The organism is Zhouia amylolytica AD3 (assembly GCF_000511935.2).
GTDB classification, from domain to species: domain Bacteria; phylum Bacteroidota; class Bacteroidia; order Flavobacteriales; family Flavobacteriaceae; genus Zhouia; species Zhouia amylolytica.
Window position 1 is genome coordinate 592,174 of record NZ_AYXY01000023.1, and the last position, 17,219, is coordinate 609,392.

At 36.7% G+C, this 17,219-nt stretch carries 14 protein-coding genes; 7 read left to right on the forward strand and 7 right to left on the reverse strand.

What is annotated here, in order from left to right:
• Positions 1 to 24: 24 nt before the first annotated feature.
• Complete coding sequence (gene pdxA, locus P278_RS13425; RefSeq protein ID WP_038267755.1) at positions 25 to 1,071, reverse strand: 4-hydroxythreonine-4-phosphate dehydrogenase PdxA; 1,047 nt, start codon at positions 1,069 to 1,071, stop codon at positions 25 to 27.
• A 119-nt stretch (positions 1,072 to 1,190) separates the two neighbouring features.
• Between pdxA and P278_RS13430 the strand changes: the two genes are divergently transcribed.
• Positions 1,191 to 1,778: a riboflavin synthase gene (locus P278_RS13430; RefSeq protein ID WP_038267757.1), complete on the forward strand. Its 588-nt coding sequence runs from the start codon at positions 1,191 to 1,193 to the stop codon at positions 1,776 to 1,778.
• A 4-nt stretch (positions 1,779 to 1,782) separates the two neighbouring features.
• On the opposite strand, the gene P278_RS13435 is transcribed toward P278_RS13430, so the two are convergent.
• Together P278_RS13435 and P278_RS13440 are read right to left on the reverse strand one after the other, a co-directional pair.
• A complete protein-coding gene (locus P278_RS13435) occupies positions 1,783 to 3,108 on the reverse strand; it encodes a S28 family serine protease (RefSeq protein ID WP_051413564.1) in 1,326 nt (441 codons plus the stop codon).
• Between the two features lie 82 nt (positions 3,109 to 3,190).
• The gene (locus tag P278_RS13440) at positions 3,191 to 4,159 is read right to left on the reverse strand and encodes a GlxA family transcriptional regulator (protein ID WP_038267761.1); all 969 of its coding nucleotides are present in this window, start codon (positions 4,157 to 4,159) and stop codon (positions 3,191 to 3,193) included.
• Positions 4,160 to 4,278: 119 nt separating this feature from the next.
• Between P278_RS13440 and P278_RS13445 the strand changes: the two genes are divergently transcribed.
• Positions 4,279 to 4,785: a DinB family protein gene (locus P278_RS13445; protein ID WP_038267764.1), complete on the forward strand. Its 507-nt coding sequence runs from the start codon at positions 4,279 to 4,281 to the stop codon at positions 4,783 to 4,785.
• Between the two features lie 21 nt (positions 4,786 to 4,806).
• Here P278_RS13445 and P278_RS13450 read toward each other — a convergent pair whose 3' ends face one another.
• Positions 4,807 to 5,274, reverse strand: coding sequence for an Lrp/AsnC family transcriptional regulator (locus P278_RS13450; RefSeq protein WP_038267767.1), 468 nt, complete (start codon positions 5,272 to 5,274; stop codon positions 4,807 to 4,809).
• 150 nt (positions 5,275 to 5,424) lie between these two features.
• Here P278_RS13450 and P278_RS13455 point away from each other — a divergent pair, with 150 nt between their 5' ends.
• On the forward strand, positions 5,425 to 6,549 hold the full coding sequence (locus P278_RS13455) for a histidine decarboxylase (RefSeq protein WP_038267770.1): 1,125 nt from the start codon (positions 5,425 to 5,427) through the stop codon (positions 6,547 to 6,549).
• 89 nt (positions 6,550 to 6,638) lie between these two features.
• Here the strand turns inward: P278_RS13455 and P278_RS13460 are convergent, their stop codons facing one another.
• Both P278_RS13460 and P278_RS13465 read right to left on the reverse strand, forming a co-directional pair.
• Positions 6,639 to 7,166 (reverse strand): YceI family protein, encoded by a 528-nt coding sequence (locus P278_RS13460; RefSeq protein ID WP_038267773.1) that lies wholly within the window; start codon positions 7,164 to 7,166, stop codon positions 6,639 to 6,641.
• A 202-nt stretch (positions 7,167 to 7,368) separates the two neighbouring features.
• On the reverse strand, positions 7,369 to 9,186 hold the full coding sequence (locus tag P278_RS13465) for an endonuclease/exonuclease/phosphatase family protein (protein WP_161808362.1): 1,818 nt from the start codon (positions 9,184 to 9,186) through the stop codon (positions 7,369 to 7,371).
• Between the two features lie 125 nt (positions 9,187 to 9,311).
• On the opposite strand from P278_RS13465, the gene P278_RS13470 reads away from it, so the two are divergent.
• The 4 genes from P278_RS13470 to P278_RS16520 all read left to right on the forward strand — a co-directional run bounded on the left by P278_RS13470 (position 9,312) and on the right by P278_RS16520 (position 13,888).
• Positions 9,312 to 10,322, forward strand: a complete 1,011-nt coding sequence (locus P278_RS13470; protein WP_038267779.1) for a Gfo/Idh/MocA family protein — start codon at positions 9,312 to 9,314, stop codon at positions 10,320 to 10,322.
• Positions 10,322 to 11,779, forward strand: coding sequence for an SLC13 family permease (locus P278_RS13475; protein ID WP_038267781.1), 1,458 nt, complete (start codon positions 10,322 to 10,324; stop codon positions 11,777 to 11,779). The genes P278_RS13470 and P278_RS13475 overlap by 1 nt, the downstream gene beginning before the upstream one ends.
• Positions 11,780 to 11,831: 52 nt before the next feature.
• Positions 11,832 to 13,517 carry an AraC family transcriptional regulator gene (locus P278_RS13480; RefSeq protein WP_038267782.1) on the forward strand — a complete coding sequence of 562 codons (1,686 nt, stop codon included), beginning with the start codon at positions 11,832 to 11,834 and terminating at the stop codon, positions 13,515 to 13,517.
• A 119-nt stretch (positions 13,518 to 13,636) separates the two neighbouring features.
• Entirely contained in the window at positions 13,637 to 13,888 is a 252-nt protein-coding gene (locus tag P278_RS16520; protein ID WP_074977910.1) for a hypothetical protein, read from the forward strand.
• Positions 13,889 to 13,927: 39 nt separating this feature from the next.
• On the opposite strand, the gene P278_RS13485 is transcribed toward P278_RS16520, so the two are convergent.
• The gene (locus P278_RS13485; protein ID WP_082436164.1) at positions 13,928 to 17,059 is read right to left on the reverse strand and encodes a glycoside hydrolase family 2 TIM barrel-domain containing protein; all 3,132 of its coding nucleotides are present in this window, start codon (positions 17,057 to 17,059) and stop codon (positions 13,928 to 13,930) included.
• Positions 17,060 to 17,219 lie beyond the last annotated feature (160 nt).

The window sequence follows — 17,219 nt, forward strand, 5'->3', positions numbered from 1 at the left end:
ATAATGTTATCAACATTTTTTTGTTTATAATTTAGAAGATAGCTTTTTTAGAGGGTTTGAAGTTATCTCTTTATATTCCAACCGATTCTTAAAAATATGTATCGCAGTAAACAATGCTTCTTTGAACGAGGCTGGGTCTGCCTCACCTTTTCCGGCAATATCGTAACCTGTTCCATGATCGGGAGATGTTCTCACTTTACTAAGTCCTGCAGTGTAATTAACTCCATGACCGAAAGCCAGGGTTTTAAATGGAATTAAGCCTTGATCGTGATACGAAGCAAGTACGGCATCAAACTTTTTATGAGCCCCAGTAGCGAAAAAGCTATCTGCAGCATAGGGTCCGTATACCAATATTCCGCTTTCGTGGATTTCTTTTATAGTTGGCCTTAACACCGCATCATCTTCCTTCCCGATAACCCCATGATCTCCAGCATGTGGATTGATTCCCAAAACAGCAATTTTAGGTTTTCTGATTTTAAAATCCTGTATCAAAGATTCATTAATTTTAAATACTTTCTTTTTAATCAGTTCAGGGGTTATATGCTTACTCACCTCTGTTACCGGCACATGATCTGTTAGCAGACCCACTTTTAATTCATCCGAAACCATAAACATCAAAGAGTCACCTTCCAGTTCTTTAGCAAGATAATCGGTATGCCCTGGAAATTTAAAATCCTTTGACTGGATATTATGTTTATTGATAGGAGCCGTAACCAATACATCTATTTTATCGGCTTTAAGTGCAGCGGTTGCAGCTTTCAAAGAAAGAAAAGCGTATTTCCCTCCTTCTTTGGTCTCCTTACCATATTCAACATTTGGAGAATCTTTCCAGACATTCACTACATTGAGCTTTCCTTCTACCGCCTGATCTACATTATCAACCCCATTATAATTAGCCTGGATCTTAAAGTATTTACGCTGGAATGACAAGCTTTTAGTCGACCCAAAAATAATTGGGGTGCAAAACTCAAGCATTCTTGCATCTTCAAAGGTTTTTAGTATTATTTCAACTCCTATTCCGTTAAGATCTCCGACAGAGATCCCTACTTTTATTAAAGATTCTTTCTTCATCATAAATTCATTTTATACAGCACGCTGCGCTTTCTTTTCTTTTTAGCGACACATTATAGTACCTTTGCCTTAGAAAAAGCACGAGCTATAGAAAACAAAATTAATTAATTCGTTCTAATATGTTTACTGGAATTGTAGAAGAATTGGGAGTAATTAAAAACTTACGTAAAGAAAACGACAACTTACACATTACTGTGAGCAGTAAAATGACTCCTGAATTGAAGATAGATCAAAGCGTTTCACACAACGGTGTTTGCCTGACGGTAGTTGCCATAGACCATGATGAGTATACGGTAACAGCGATAAAAGAAACACTTGACAAAAGCAACTTAGGCACCCTGGGGGTCGGGCATTCGGTTAATTTGGAACGCGCAATGAAACTTGGGGATCGACTCGACGGCCATATTGTCCAGGGACATGTTGACCAAACGGGCACTTGTGTAGATATAGTTAATGAAAATGGTAGTTGGCGTTTTACTTTTGAATATGACCCTAAAACCAATAATGTGACGATCGAAAAAGGCTCTATCACTATTGACGGCACCAGTTTAACAGTTGTTGATTCGGGAAAAAACAGTTTTAGCGTTGCAATCATTCCTTATACCTACGAACACACCAACTTTAAAAACTATCAAAAAGGCAGTACGGTGAACCTGGAATTTGATGTGATAGGGAAATACGTTAAGCGTTTACATGAAATAAGTTAATCGATTAAAGTTTTGACAGGTCTGCTTTAAGGCCTGTCCATTCTTCCATTAAGGCTACAAACTTCAACTTCATTTCAGGACTCATATTTTTAACCCTTGCCCCATAATGATCTTCGTTAGGAATAACAAACGATTTTGCATTTACCTTTCCGGAAGGAATTACCATATTAGCACTCCAGGTATCAGAACCTCCATAGATATAAATAATATTACTCCCTTCTTTAGACAACCACTTTAGCAGTTTCTTATTAAGTTCGTTTGAGAAGACTATATTTTTTAACTTTTTAGGCACAAAAACTGCAGAGGGGTCATCTTCAAAATAGTCCAGATACTCTTTAAAAGGCTTAACATCGTAACCATAATACCCCAACTGTGTAGCTGACTGATAATAATGTGGGGCAAATTTTTCCATTGTTTTATCGCTATAGAACCCGATGTTTGAAACTGCCAAAAAATGCTCGGTTACCCTCTCCAGATTATCATAAACCGGAATAGTATTGCAAGTAAACCCCGATTGCCAAAAGGAAAAGGAATATTCTAACACTGCATATTCGTATGCCAAATCCAGCGATCCCAAATAATCGTATGTTAACTGAGCTCCCATCGAATACCACCTTAACCGTTCAAGGATAGGTGCCTTATTTTTCAACAAAAAAAGTTGAAAATCTTTTATTTTATCCCTGCACCCTTTGGTTCCGACGGTGTCTAGGAATTTATATATTCGTTCATCCTTCAGACCATTATTGATAGGGGTAACATAAGGTATCGAGACATCGACATCTTCAGGATAAAAATACCTGTAGAAAAGTGTTAATTGTCCCCCTTTACTAATTCCTGTGCTAATCCATGTATTATTGTAAACTTTCTTAAACAACTGCCTGATGGCATGTAAATCTGCTACGGCTTGTTCAACTGTTAGATACTGCCAAGGCTTATCGGAAGGCACAGAGGCTCCATAAAAACGATGCTCTACATTTATATGATTCGCATCGTAAATTTTTTCCAACTCATTAGACTCCCTGTAAAGGCCATATCCCTGTGTACTCATTAGGGTAGGATTATCGAAACCACGATGACGTACTATTACCTTTTGCTCAAAAAAACCTCTAAGGGTATCATTATGATCCAGGGGTTGCCTTATTTTAAGCTCATAAACCTGAACAGAAGGATCCTTTTCTGTAACTTTTTCAAAATGAATACCCGGAAGTTTATTCAAGGCATTTTCAAATGTGGTCACCCCGGCCTGAGACCTTACTGAAGTAACAAATAAAAACCCTATAATAACAAGTACAACTTTTTGGACATCAATATTTAAGAGTTTATTCTGCATATGGTTTTTTTGATAAAGGGCTTTTAAATCTGAGATTTAAAATACTGATTTTTGTTTATTTTTTTAAACATGAGTTAGCTTTTTACATTTTACTATATTTATTTCTGTAGGCAATTGGAGTTAACCCGGTAAACCTTTTAAACACCGTTCTGAAGGCCTTGTTATCTGTATACCCTACATCGTACATTACATCGTTTACATTCTTTCTAGTGCTTTCAAAATCACGTTTAGCGGCTTCTATTTTAACCCTTTGAAGGTATTCTATCGCTGTGTTTTTTGTAGCCTTCTTAAACCGCCGTTCAAAACTTCGTCTGCTCATCGCCCCCAGGTCGGCCAATTCATCTATAGTAATTTTATCCTTGTAATTTTTTTCCAAATACTCTTGAATTCTCAAGACATCGTTGTCATTATGCTCTTTTTGTCCTTTAAAAATTGTAAATGCCGACTGACTACTTCTATCGATATCAATTGCAAAATACTTAGAAGCTAATATTGCTGTATCTCTATCCGTATATTTTTCCAAGAGGTACAACAATAAATTCCACAAAGAATTTGCGCCACCACTTGAGTAAATCCCTGCATCTTCTGTTATCACACGTCCTTCGGCCACCTCCACCTGAGGAAAGGCATCTTGAAACTCGTTATAATACGCCCAATGGGTAGAACATTTTTTACCATCCAGGAGTCCTGAGGCAGCTAATAGAAATGCGCCAACACAGAGAGAAGCAATCTCAGCCCCATTGGTGTGCTGCTCAACAATCCATGGAATAGCATCTTTATTGAGTGCAACCGCCTTCTTCATATCGCCAAAAAGAGCTGGGATTATTACAAGATCTGTTGAAGTAACCTGGTCTATCGTTTGATCTACAGATACGGTAAAGACTCCTTCCTGTAATTTTACTTCTTTCTTACAACCGACCAATTTCACATCAAAAAGCGGTGGCTTGCCAGAGGCCCTCAAAAATTGATTGGCCGTGGTAAAAACATATCGAGGTCCTGATACCGCTGAAGGAACGGCAGTTTCCGGGGTAAAGATGCTAACTCTTTTCATTTCATAGTATTAAGACTATAAATATAGTATTAATTACTGGCGAGAACAACCCTAAAACAGGCATTTAACCCCTCCTTATTTCTACTCATTTCTTTACACTTTTACTTAAAAGAAGAATCATGACTATTTTAAACCTAAAAAGCAATTTACAGACACAGTTTGACAATTTTATTGAAACGGTACAAAGCTTTGATAATGCCTCCCTGAATAAAATTCCTTTTAAAGGAAGTTGGACAGCCGGCCAGGTAGCGCAGCATATCATAAAAAGCACTGATCAACTTCCAGATAAGAATGTTGCAGCAACCAATCGCAAAGAGGACGAAAAGGTATTGGATCTAAAGAATCTATTCTTGGACTATACGCTAAAAATGGAAGCGCCTGATTTTATAGTACCATCATTAAAGGAGTACAAGATTGACATTATTACCAAGCAACTGGAAGACATCAAAGAAAAACATTTGAACTCGATAAAATCCAAGGATTTAAAACTGTTATGCCTGGAAATGGAATTACCAACCTTTGGATATCTAACAAGGTATGAGTGGCTCTATTTCATAAGTATTCATACCCAACGGCACTCACATCAATTAGAAAATATCATGCAACATTTAAAGAACAGGAACTAATTATTACTAATAATTCCCTACTTATTTTCGAATTTTAATGGCTGAATTATTTTTAAAACTTTTAATTACGAATGAGCTCTGTATATTTGATATAACCTCCAGTTTAGATAATTTATGAAGGATGAAGTATTGAAACTCATCCATATCCCTTAAAAGCACCTTGATTAAAAAATCGTAATTTCCTGCTACATAGGAAACCTCCATCACTTCATCGAGGGTATTCATATAGGCTTCAAATTCCTGGAACTGTTCTTCTTTATGTCGCACCAGTGTCACCTGGCAATAAGCGACCAAATTTTTCCCTAAAAGATCGGGGTCAATGACAGCTACATATTCTTTTATAAGGCCACTATTTTCCATTTTTTTAATTCGCTCATGAACGGGAGTTACCGATAAGTTTACTTGTTCGGCCAGTTGTTTCACGGACTGTTTAGCGTCTTTTTGTAAGGCTTCAAGGAGCTGTATATCTATAGCGTCTAATGAAATCATAGTGTTTTTTTCTAAGGATGGCTTTTAGGATCACATGCAACAGAATAATATTCTGTATACACATCAAATATAGGTTTATTTTCCTTATTAAAGCATATATTTTAAAATAAATTTTTATATAAGTACTTTTGTATCAGAAAACAACAACATATGAAAAGCGAAAATATTCAAAAGATTTACCAGAGACTCCAGGAACGTTCCGATAACGTACTTGGGTATCCGTTAGCACGGGATTTTTCTTATAGTGAATTTGCTCCTTTCTTAGATATTTGTGTTAACAATGTAGGTGACCCGGAAAATTTATCCACTTTAGCCATTGACACCAAAGACATTGAAATGGAGTGTGTTAATTTCTTCGCCAACATGTTATCTACAAGCACCAAGGAAGCATGGGGTTATGTTACTAATGGTGGTACAGAAGGAAATTTGTATGGTTTATATGTTGCCAGAGAGAGCTTTCCAAATGCAATGGTCTATTATAGTGAGAGCACACATTACAGTGTTAAAAAGAATCTTCATTTACTAAACATACCAAATATTGTTATCAGGAGTCAGGATAATGGCGAGATGGATTATGAGGATCTTGAACAAACCATCATGTTACGTCGTGACAAACCTGCTATTTTCTTTTTGAATATAGGCACTACAATGACCGAGGCTATCGATAAGGTAGATGAAATTAAGCGTATTATTAAAAAATATGCTATAAAAGATTACTATATCCACTGTGATGCGGCCTTTTTAGGAACGGTTGCTCCTTTTTTACAACCAAAGCCTAAGTTTGATTTTGCTGAGGGGGTTGACAGTATATCTGTATCAGGACATAAATTTATCGGGGGGCCGATTCCATGTGGTATTGTACTGGTAAAACGAAAGCACAGGGATAGAATTGCTAATTCTATTTCATATGTAGGTACTATGGACACCACTATTACCGGATCAAGAAATGGATTAACACCTTTGTTCATATGGTCTTTTATTCAAAAACACGGGTTAGAGGGGCTAAGAAAACGAGTTGAAATGGCTCTTGATCTTGCTGCTTACACAGAAAAAGAGCTTCAAAAAATAGGTATAAAAGCATGGAGAAACCCTAATGCATTAACGGTTGTCATGCCTAAGTTATCTGAGGCCTTACGCGTTAAACATCAGTTAGCTTCCGAGGAAACAATTTCTCATGTTATATGCACCCCAGGTATTAGTAAAGAAAAAATAGACCGTTTATTAATCGATATTAAAAAAGAACAGGAAGTAAACAATCCACTTCTTGTAGCATAGGTAAACTATGCAATACTTTTTCTCATTTAAATTTTAGGTTAGTTAGTCAGTAAAAAAGCCCCGAATTCGGGGCTTTTTTATATTTATTATCAGGCTTGCTTAGTAAACTGCACAGCTACTATAAGCTTTACCTTATCGCTTACTACGATATTTCCGGCTTCCGTTACAGCACTCCAGCTTAGGTTAAAATCTTTACGGTTAATTTGTCCTTCAATTTCAAAACCTGCTTTAGTTTGACCGTAAGGGTCTACTGCTACACCGTTAAAATCGACATCTAAATTCACTTCTTTTGTCGTTCCTCTAATTGTAAGATCTCCGGTAAGTGTTTCTCCATCAAATGATTTGGAGACAAAATTTATGGTTGGATGATTTTCAGCATCAAAAAAATCTTCAGATTTTAAATGAGTATCGCGATCTCCATTTCTAGTATTTATGGATGCAACTTTAGCGGTAAACGCAAATTCTCCATCTTCAAATGAGCCATTGGATGCTTTTACACTACCTTCGAATTCATCGAATTGTCCTGTAACTGTAGAAATCATCATATGTTTTACCTTAAATAATACTTCAGAATGTGTTGGGTCAATAACCCAAGTGTTTTTGTTTGTGCTAGTCATATTATTTGTTTTTATAATTGTTTGAATTTCAATACATAGCAAATATACCCCATCACATTCTGCTACACATTGATCTATGATAAGAAATGGTTGAAGCAGTGTTACAAGCGCGTATGTTTATGGAATTCAGCCTTGATATTTTAAAAGGTTATTTACCCGACTATATAAAAAAAGCCCCGAATTCGGGGCTTTTCTTAATCGATTATTTTATGGTAAAATCAGACAGTATCATATAGTGATCTGACGGAAAGCCTTCGGGCCAACTTGAAATGATCTGCGTATTTGTATTTTTCAACTTTTTCCCCAGATAATACAACTGGTCTATTCTCCTCCCATCCTGAAAGGTATACCCCGGATGCGTCTGAACATTTGGATATAAACTCCTGTAAGCATCAGTAAATCCATATTTCAAAAGAGTTTCAGCAGCTATACTTTCTCCTCCATCGGTATTTGGTATGGCATTAAAATCACCACCGAACAACACTGGTATTTCATCAGCCGTTTCAAAACGATTTTTATGAAAATCGAATACTATTGGAAAAGAACTCATACCATACCAATTGGACATTACATAAATATCCTGTGAATCTGTTAAGGCTATTTTTGCACAAAGGTTCATAAAAGATGCTTTCTCAGGAACACTTATCTCATCGATTGGATATCTGCTTAGGACGGAAATATTCGTACCCTGATTTAAATAATCCCAATCTACGGTGGTCGCAAAATAATATCCTAATTCCGCTGCTATAAAATCTCCTGAAGAATAGGTTTCCTGCATCATAATAACGTCGGCATTCTTCGCTTTTAACATTTCCACAATTCTTTTTCTCGAATCCCAACCATCCTCTTCGAGGGTGTTATGAATCCCCCCATGATGTATATTCCAGACCGCCGCTGTAATTGTCTCTATTTTATTCGATTTATTCAGTTTCTTAAGTCCTTTAAATTTAGTGTACTCTTCAACGACCTCCTTCGGGGTAAAAACCATTTGGGACAAGCTAATTTGATCAATAGCAAAATTTGGTGACGAGAATAATTCTTTATTCACAAAACGCAAAGCTTCCTTTTTATCTATTTTGATGCTTTTCCCTTTTAAATAATACAATGTTTTCAGGGGAGCTACTTGCATGAAATCCTTAACCTGGTATACCGTATATGGATTCTTTTTCAATTCCTTTCTTTTACCTTCGATTCTTTCAAGGTCTTCTTCGCCAGCCCCGTTAACACCTTTTTGCTGTAATAACATTTCAGGATCTACCACCAGGTCAATCAAATCATCAGAACTTAAGCTACTACCTCCATTTTTCACACTGACTTCAAGAAATACATCAACTAGTTTTTGTAATTTTTCAGCTCCCTGATCAATATGGTCCAGCCTGTCTTTTTTTGATTCAGCTCTATCAATCGATTGACCTATACTTAGCATGTAATCATTTTCAAACTTTAATCCTTTTTGGTCGCTTAAATTATAGATAGCGCGATTAATTCCATCATAATATAATCTTATCTCCCCTTTTGATGCATCATAGGTCATTCCTAACAAATGCCATGCACCATCATTAAGAGGCATTATACTTCCATTATCCCTTTCATAGGTAATTCTTCTTGAACCTGATCCTACATTCCAAGCCCAGGTTCCATCAGACATATAAAAGACCCACCCCGGAATTTTTTGCGACTCTAAATCTGACGTAACAAATGGCTTTTGACTGAGCAATACGGCTCGCTCTGAAGAAGACACTTCTGTTTTCACCCAAAACATAACGGAAAAATCATTCTTGAAATCAAAATCAAACTGATCACTTTGAGGAAGTTGAAATGGCACGTCGTCTGCTTTTACAAGCAAACCTTTACCACTTACTCCGTTAAGACTTTGATGCTTATTACTTTTAAGAGTTTCAAAATCAACGATAACATTACTCTGTGCTCCTAGAAACTGAACATGCAACATCGTTATCAGAGCTCCTATTCCAATTAATTTCTTTCTACGAAAGGATTTAAACGAATTTATACGAAACATTTTTTCTTTCTTTTTATTTCTTTTTTTAAATATACACATTTTATTCAAATAGCATCATCAGCTTTCATTCTGCCCAATTAATTTTGTATTTTCGAAACGCTTAATTCATCTATTGTATACTAACTATGTCTCAAACCATTAAAACAGGTCTTCTATCTTATGGTACCTCCGGAAAAATTTTTCATGCTCCTTTTATTGACACCCACCTCAATTTTGAATTAACAGCTGTGGTTGAGCGATCGGTTAAAAAAGCTCATTTAGATTATCCTGGAGTTAAAAGCTACGACAAGGTTGAGGACATGATTAGGGATGAAAAAATTGAGCTGATTATTGTAAACACGCCTAATTCCACACATTTTGATTTTGCTCTTCAAGCCCTTAAACATAACAAACATGTCTTAGTTGAGAAGGCTTTCACATGCACCTCCATTGAAGCACAGCAACTATTTAATGAAGCTCAAAAGAGAAAATTATATGTGCTCCCGTATCAGAACAGACGTTATGACGGGGATTTTTTATCTGTAAAAAATATTTTGGAATCTGGAGTATTGGGACAAGTAGTCGAAGTACATTTACATTTTGACCGTTATCGTAATACCATAAGTCCAAAAGCAAAAGAAAAGCCAGGATTAGGGGGCGGCATCCAATACGACCTAGGTCCACATATTATAGATGCTGCATTGGCCCTATTCGGTACTCCTCATCGTTATACCAAAACACTCGGATATTTCAGACCAAATACTATGGTAGATGATTATGCCCATTTTCATTTGTCTTACGCAGATGGCAAGCAGGTCTTTGTTAGCACAAGTATGCTTGTTGCCGATCCCCAGCCCGGGTTTATTATTCACGGCACCAAAGGATCTTTTGTAAAACCCCGTGTCAATGTACAGGAAGAACAACTTTTGGAAGGGATAGAGCTTACCGCCCCCGAATATGGATATGAAGAAGATTTTACCGCAGGACAATTGACGTTAATTAATGAGGATGGCACTAAAACAAAACAAATGATTAAAGCCGAGCGTGGCAATTATCTCAAGGTATTTGATGATGTTTACCATACTATAAAGTTTGAGAAACCATATCCGGTTTCTAAGGATGAAATCATAAAACAACTTGAAATTTTAGAAAGTTAATGAAAAGAAAAATAGCGCTGATATTAGGTCCGCTTATCTTTATTTGCTTTCAGTTTTTTGAGGCTCCGGCGGATATGTCTTCAGGGGCCTATCAATTATTAGGTATCACCTTTTGGATGGCTACCTGGTGGATAACCGAGGTAATCCCAATTGCTGTTACTGCCTTACTTCCCATTCTGTTATTTCCCCTTAGTGGTGCTATGGATATTCAATCAACCACTGCTGCTTTTGGTCACAAATACATTTTCTTATACATGGGTGGTTTTATATTAGCCATCGCCATAGAGAAATGGAAGCTACATAAACGAATTGCTTTACATATCATTAAGTTAATTGGCACCAATGTTTCCAAAATTATTCTTGGGTTTATGGTGGCCACGGCTTTTTTATCGATGTGGATTTCGAACACAGCTACTTCGGTAATGATGCTACCGATTGCCATGTCTATTGTTTCTCAATTGAAAGACAATCCGCTTACTGAAACCGATGAGAATCTCATTTTCGGGAAAGCCTTAATGCTCAGTATTGCTTATAGCGCCTCAATTGGAGGGATTGCCACTTTAATTGGAACCCCTCCCAACCTGGTCCTGGCTGGTTTTGTACAGGAATCCTACAATATTGAGATTAGTTTTTGGAATTGGGCCAGGTTTGGCTTCCCGATTGCTATTATACTTTTAATTATTGCCTGGATTTACCTTACCAGAGTAGCTTTTAAATTTAATCAAAAAGAATTTCCGGGAGGCAAAGAAGAGATTGATACATTACTTAAAGCATTAGGCCCTATGAAAAGGGAAGAAAAAACCGTTCTTGCTATCTTTTCTCTCACTGCCGTCTGTTGGATCTCACGTTCATATCTGTTAGAACCACTGATTCCTAATATTGATGATACGATCATTGCCATGGCTGCAGGATTCATCTTGTTTATCATTCCATCCCAAAAGAAAAATGAAGCCATCATTAGCTGGAAAGAGGCAGTAAAACTACCCTGGGGAATTATATTATTATTTGGCGGTGGAATGGCCTTGGCCTCAGGCTTTCAGGTTACAGGCCTTGCCATCTGGATCGGTAATCAGATGACCTTACTACAAGGGCTTTCACTTATTGTACTGGTTCTCATTATAATCACCTGCGTTAACTTTTTAACCGAAATCACTTCAAATTTAGCAACAACGGCTATGCTGTTGCCCATTCTCTCTCCAGTCGCGTACAGTCTAGACATTAACCCTTATATGCTTATGGTTTCAACTACGGTTGCGGCTTCATGCGCCTTCATGCTCCCTGTAGCAACACCCCCTAATGCAGTTGTTTTTGGTTCCGGTTATTTAAAAATATCTGATATGACCAGGACAGGCATTTGGATGAACCTGCTCTCTATAATCTTATTAACATTAATGGTATATTTTTTACTGCCTGCACTATGGAATTTCGATCCTAAAGAATTTAACTTTATAAAATAAGTTTAATACTTAACTTTGTATCACCCACTAATCAACCCAAACATACCCTACTATGCTTTTCTATAAAGGTTCTATTAATAAAAATCGCTATTTACGCATTATAGCTTATATCTTGATTTTTTCAGGTTTCAATTTTTTAGATTCTCTTCAAGCTCAGGAAAAAATCTTAGACAGTCAAAAGGGGGCCAAAGATCTGAATTTCCCTACCAGAAATTGCGAGGCATATCTCAATGCTTCCGGCGAATCCTATAATAAAGGAGATTATGAAAATTTTAAAAAATATAATGATTCCGCCTTAATGGTAGCCAAGGATTTCAATCTTCCTAAACTGCAAATAAAGGCACTTATTAATTTGGGCATCTATTACAATATAACAGACACTTATAAGCAGTCTCTTTCATTATATCACGAGGCGCTAAGTATCTGCAAAACGCTACCTGAAAATAAAAACACCAGGGTTTCCATCCTGGTTAATATGGCCAACGTTTACAATAAAATCGATGCTCACGATAAGGCTATAAAAGCTGCAGAGGAAGTGCTTGAGTTATCAGAAACTAATAACACCTCTGACCTGAATATTGTTGGAGCATATAATGTACTTAGTATCTGTCATTCGAATCTGGGGGATCAGGAAAAGTCGCTTGAATATTTATTCAAGATGAAATTGTTAGGGGAAAAAATATCACATTATGGTGTTATTCTTACCGCCCTGGATAATATTGCAAACACCTATTACAAACAAAGCAAATATGACCAGGTAATTGAGACCGAAATGGAGGCCTTGGAATATCTTGAAAAGCATTCGTTACCTGAAAGGCCTACCAGCCTCCTAAATCTGGGGATGGCCTATGTTAAAAAAGAACAGGGATCTAAGGCTATTCCTTATTTAAATAGGGCAAAAGAGATAGCAAATTCACAAAAGGATCTGGAGCTTGAAAAAGCCTGTTACCTGCATCTTGCCCGAGCCTATGAGTTATTGGGAGATTACAAACAATCATTCGAGGCACAAGAGCTATATTCAGAAATGAATGAAACCTTATTAGAGGAAAAGTCGAGTGCTGCCAAACTGGATGTTAAACACGATGCGGAGCATGAAAAGCAAATGGTCGAATCTCAGCTCGAAACCTTAGAAATTATAGATGGCAAAAAAACCCAGGTACTTATTGGTAGTGGTGTAATTTTTCTTTTGTTAGGTGGTATGCTTTTTATTTATATAAAAAAAAAGAAGGATCTGGAAAAAGATAAAGAGCACTATAAAGAGAGTAACAAATTACTTTCGAATGAAAACAAGATGCTAAAAACTAAAATGAAAGAATTGGCAGTTGAAAAGCATCAACGTCAAAAAACGCGTGCACAATACAAAAACTCATCTTTAACGAAGGAGGATCGGGATGGTTATATGAACCTAATTTTGGATTTTATGGAAAAAGAAAAGCCATTTCTTGATTTTGATATAAATCAGGCAGAAATGGCTGCTAAACTTTCTATGAGCACACACCATCTTTCTGAGGTTTTAAATTTGTGTTTTGATCAAAATTTTTATCAATTTATAAATCTTTACAGGGTTAATGAGGCTCAAAAGTTAATGAAGAATCCGAATTACAATGAATACAAGATATTGGCTATTGGTTACGAAGCCGGATTCAAAAGCAAAACTTCTTTTAATCGGGTTTTTAAAAACCACACCGGATTGACTCCTTCAGCCTACAGGCAGGATAACACTACTATAACAAATTAATACTTTTTCAATTCCTCCTGATAAAGTGGTGCCATTCTATTGGGTGGAACATTTCCGACTCATGTACTAACTATTATTGCATTAATAAAAAGGATTTCACCCCATATAATTAATGTTTTATGAAGCCTGTACTTTTCTTATCCGGATTAATTTCTTTGGCCATTCTGCTGAAGATTTCTACCCTATTTCAGAACGACCCAATTCATGTGTATCAAGATTTAAAGGTAAACCAGTCTAACTCTTTCGACAAACCTGTTTCAAGTATTGTACTGTCAAACGACCTTAGTTATAACTCTCTTATCTACCTAAAACAGCATACCCGAGAAGTCTCTTATCATCAGGAAAACACAAATACAATAAAGTCGAGATAATATATCCCGACTTTATTTCCGCTTTTAAATATTTTTATTCTAATTAGGGATTATGGTAAAAGAATACTTATACATGTTTGGTTCAATAAGGTATTCATCATGTACTTTGGCCCCCCATGAATTATCACCTCCGACACCCATCTGTCTGTAATCTATATTCCATTGATACTTTTTACCAATTTTAATATCTGCTCCATGTTTGCTGGTTACAGGAACCAGCCCGGATGCTGAAGCAGCTCCATCCTTACCTTCAATAAAATCAAGTTCTTTCATTTGGAAGGGCCATATACTGGCATTTAACCATTCTCGAGAAGTTACTTTTAGTTTAACTTCTGAGGCTATAAGTTCCATCCAGCGAACATCTGTTTTATTCCCTGTTTCCTGCGGTCGCATATATCTATGAAACCCTTCTTTTATGTCGGATTTATACAGGCCTGTTTTCACTCCTGTTTTTCGATCTTCGTAACTTTCTACTGGCCCATTACCATACCAATGGACCTCATTAAATGTATCGGGAAGCAGTAGATACATCCCTATTCTAGGCAACTCCGGGAGGTCTTTTTTATTTGGAGTAAAGCTATAATTAACCTTAAGAGCACCTGAGTTTTTTAAATGATATGATACTGTTACTCCTGCTTCATCGTTTGGCAAAATATACTCTACCTTAAACTTCACACCTTCCTCTGCAACTCTTGGTTTCTCTAGTAGCTTAGCTGTATAACTATAGCTTGCATTTTGCCAGGCTTTTGCTCTGGTCTGTAAACCATTACCAAGATCGTTATCTGTAGGTGGACGCCAAAAATTCAGGTGAATTGGATCTGCAGTAATCAATGACTTATTATATGACCAATTTTTAATTTCGCCGGTATTTGCATCAATTTTAAACGAGGTAGTCACATTTTCCATCACAAACTCACCATTGATTTCAATAATTGAAATCGTCTCTTCCGGATTCTTTTCAACTGTTTGAACACCTCCCTTTTGAAGCAAGAACTGATCCCATGCTACTTCAAATCCTCCAGGAACCAATTCTGTCTCTTCTTTTTGAAGCAAGTTAACTTCCAGAATATACTCTTTTCCACGCTCCAAGACTGTTGGAAAGTTATTAAGTATCAGCTTCTCTTTTTGTTGTGGTAAAATCCGAACAACTCCTACTGAGTCTTTATGTATCGGTTGACCATCTAACAGAATGGACCAGACTATTAATTTATCTGATAAATCGGTGAAGAAGTTTTTATTCTTAATTTCAATTACTCCGTTTCCATTATAATTAAAGTGTACCGGTTCATATACCTTTTTAACCTCGGTTAAATGAGGGTGTGGATTCCGGAAAGGATCGACCAATCCATTATTTAAAAAATTACCATCGGTTGGTAAGTCGGGGTGAAAATCATGACCGTAAGCAAAATACTTTTCCCCTTCATCATTGGTATATTCCAGGCTTTGATCTACCCAATCCCAAATATATCCTCCCTGAAGGTTTGGATATTTTTCAATGATTTCCCAATATTCCTGCAAGTTACCCACAGAATTACCCATGGCGTGGGCGTACTCTATCATCACCGAAGGTTTATCTGAAGTAGATTTACCATGTTCTATTAAATAATTAAATCTTGGATACATCGGGCAATAGATGTCTGTATAATCTTCCTTTCCTGCCGGCTCATATTGCACGATCCTGTTATCATCATTTTCTTTCAGCCACTTATACGTGGTTCTAAACACCTCTCCTTCGCCAGCTTCATTCCCCAAAGACCATGAATAAATACTTACATGGTTTCTATCTCTAAAATACATACGTTGGGTACGCATCATATGTGCCGGAAGCCAACTCATTTCGTTACCAATCTGGATTTTCTCATCTATAGCCAAAGGATGACTTTCAATGTTTGCCTCATCAATAACATAAAGCCCATACTTGTCGCATAGCGATAACCAATAAGGATCGTTGGGATAATGGGAACTTCGCACCGCATTAATGTTATGCTGTTTCATTAGTTTAATATCCTGCTCCATACTTTCCTTCGAAACTACATGCCCCGTAATGGGATCTGTTTCATGTCGGTCTACCCCTTTAAAATAAATTGGCTTACCATTAATTAAAAGCTGACTATCTTGGATTTCTACCCGCTTAAACCCGGTATACCTATTAACATATTGATTATTTTCCGAATTCGCTTCATCTTCCAATGCGATCTTAAATTCATACAGATTTGGAGTTTCAGCTGACCATGTCTTAATCTCAGGAATCAGTTGTTCTACCTGGAATTCTAAAGTATCTTTAGGAGCTATTGTTAGAAATTCAGAAGCAGAAAATATGATTGAATCCTTCTCCATTATCAGGACACTCACTTTTCTTTTAACTTCTTGCTCAAGGGTATTATTAATACTAATTGTTCCCTTAAAAACTCCATTGGCATAGGTGTTATCCAGATTGGTGTATGACTCATAGTCCGCTATAAAAACCTTCGGTCGGGTGTATATGTAAACATCTCGTTCTATACCGCTCATTCTAAGCATATCTTGACTTTCGAGATAACTCGCATCACTCCAGCGAAACATTTGAAGCGCAATTAGGTTTTCTCCTTTTTGAACAAATGATGAAATATTAAATTCTGCAGGTGTCTTACTTCCTTGAGAATATCCAACATATTTTCCATTCACATACACGTACATTGCTGATTTTGCCGCAGCAAAATGTAAAATAACTTCCTCATCCAGCATCTTCTGATCTAAAACAACCATATTTCTATAGGTTCCAACAGGATTATAATCGGTTGGAGCGTCCGGCCAATTGGTAGTGAAAGGATAGCGTTCGTCAAGATAAATTGGATTTCCATATCCTTCTGTTTCCCAATTTGCGGGCACCTTAACCTTTCCCCAATCGCTATCATCGTATTGAACGTTTTGAAAAGTAAGGGGACGATGCAGAGGGTTCTTTACATAGTGAAATTTCCACTCTCCATTTAAATTTAAATACCGCTTAGAATGTTCTATTTGATGTATCTCGGCATTTTCAAAACCAAAAAAAGTTGCTCTTGGGGGTAACTTATTCTCTTCAAACACCTTGTGATTGTAATGGTTGGTTTGTTCAGGCACTTCTTCTAACTTTTCCTTATGACAAGCAGTCATGGCAAAAGCTAATAGTGCAACAATATATATTTTGTTCATTGTAATCTTTTGAAATTAAACACTTTTTAGGATTTGTATACATATCTTTTAACCATCGAATATGAGATGGATCGCCTTTGTCACGGAACTGATAAAGCCAAATATTTTTAGATCTCCTGACTACAAAGTCGAACCATCATCTCTTTACACAACTCCTGAT

What these genes read in the sequence shown, in the direction of transcription:
- pdxA (WP_038267755.1), bottom strand. Translation starts at nt 1,071, where the DNA reads ATGAAGAAAGAATCTTTAATAAAAGTAGGGATCTCTGTCGGAGATCTT.
- P278_RS13475 (WP_038267781.1), top strand. Translation starts at nt 10,322, where the DNA reads ATGAAAAGAAAAATAGCGCTGATATTAGGTCCGCTTATCTTTATTTGC.
- P278_RS13480 (WP_038267782.1), top strand. Translation starts at nt 11,832, where the DNA reads ATGCTTTTCTATAAAGGTTCTATTAATAAAAATCGCTATTTACGCATT.
- P278_RS13470 (WP_038267779.1), top strand. Translation starts at nt 9,312, where the DNA reads ATGTCTCAAACCATTAAAACAGGTCTTCTATCTTATGGTACCTCCGGA.
- P278_RS13435 (WP_051413564.1), bottom strand. Translation starts at nt 3,108, where the DNA reads ATGCAGAATAAACTCTTAAATATTGATGTCCAAAAAGTTGTACTTGTT.
- P278_RS13460 (WP_038267773.1), bottom strand. Translation starts at nt 7,166, where the DNA reads ATGACTAGCACAAACAAAAACACTTGGGTTATTGACCCAACACATTCT.
- P278_RS13465 (WP_161808362.1), bottom strand. Translation starts at nt 9,186, where the DNA reads ATGTTTCGTATAAATTCGTTTAAATCCTTTCGTAGAAAGAAATTAATT.
- P278_RS13485 (WP_082436164.1), bottom strand. Translation starts at nt 17,059, where the DNA reads ATGAACAAAATATATATTGTTGCACTATTAGCTTTTGCCATGACTGCT.
- P278_RS13430 (WP_038267757.1), top strand. Translation starts at nt 1,191, where the DNA reads ATGTTTACTGGAATTGTAGAAGAATTGGGAGTAATTAAAAACTTACGT.
- P278_RS13445 (WP_038267764.1), top strand. Translation starts at nt 4,279, where the DNA reads ATGACTATTTTAAACCTAAAAAGCAATTTACAGACACAGTTTGACAAT.
- P278_RS13455 (WP_038267770.1), top strand. Translation starts at nt 5,425, where the DNA reads ATGAAAAGCGAAAATATTCAAAAGATTTACCAGAGACTCCAGGAACGT.
- P278_RS13440 (WP_038267761.1), bottom strand. Translation starts at nt 4,159, where the DNA reads ATGAAAAGAGTTAGCATCTTTACCCCGGAAACTGCCGTTCCTTCAGCG.
- P278_RS16520 (WP_074977910.1), top strand. Translation starts at nt 13,637, where the DNA reads ATGAAGCCTGTACTTTTCTTATCCGGATTAATTTCTTTGGCCATTCTG.
- P278_RS13450 (WP_038267767.1), bottom strand. Translation starts at nt 5,274, where the DNA reads ATGATTTCATTAGACGCTATAGATATACAGCTCCTTGAAGCCTTACAA.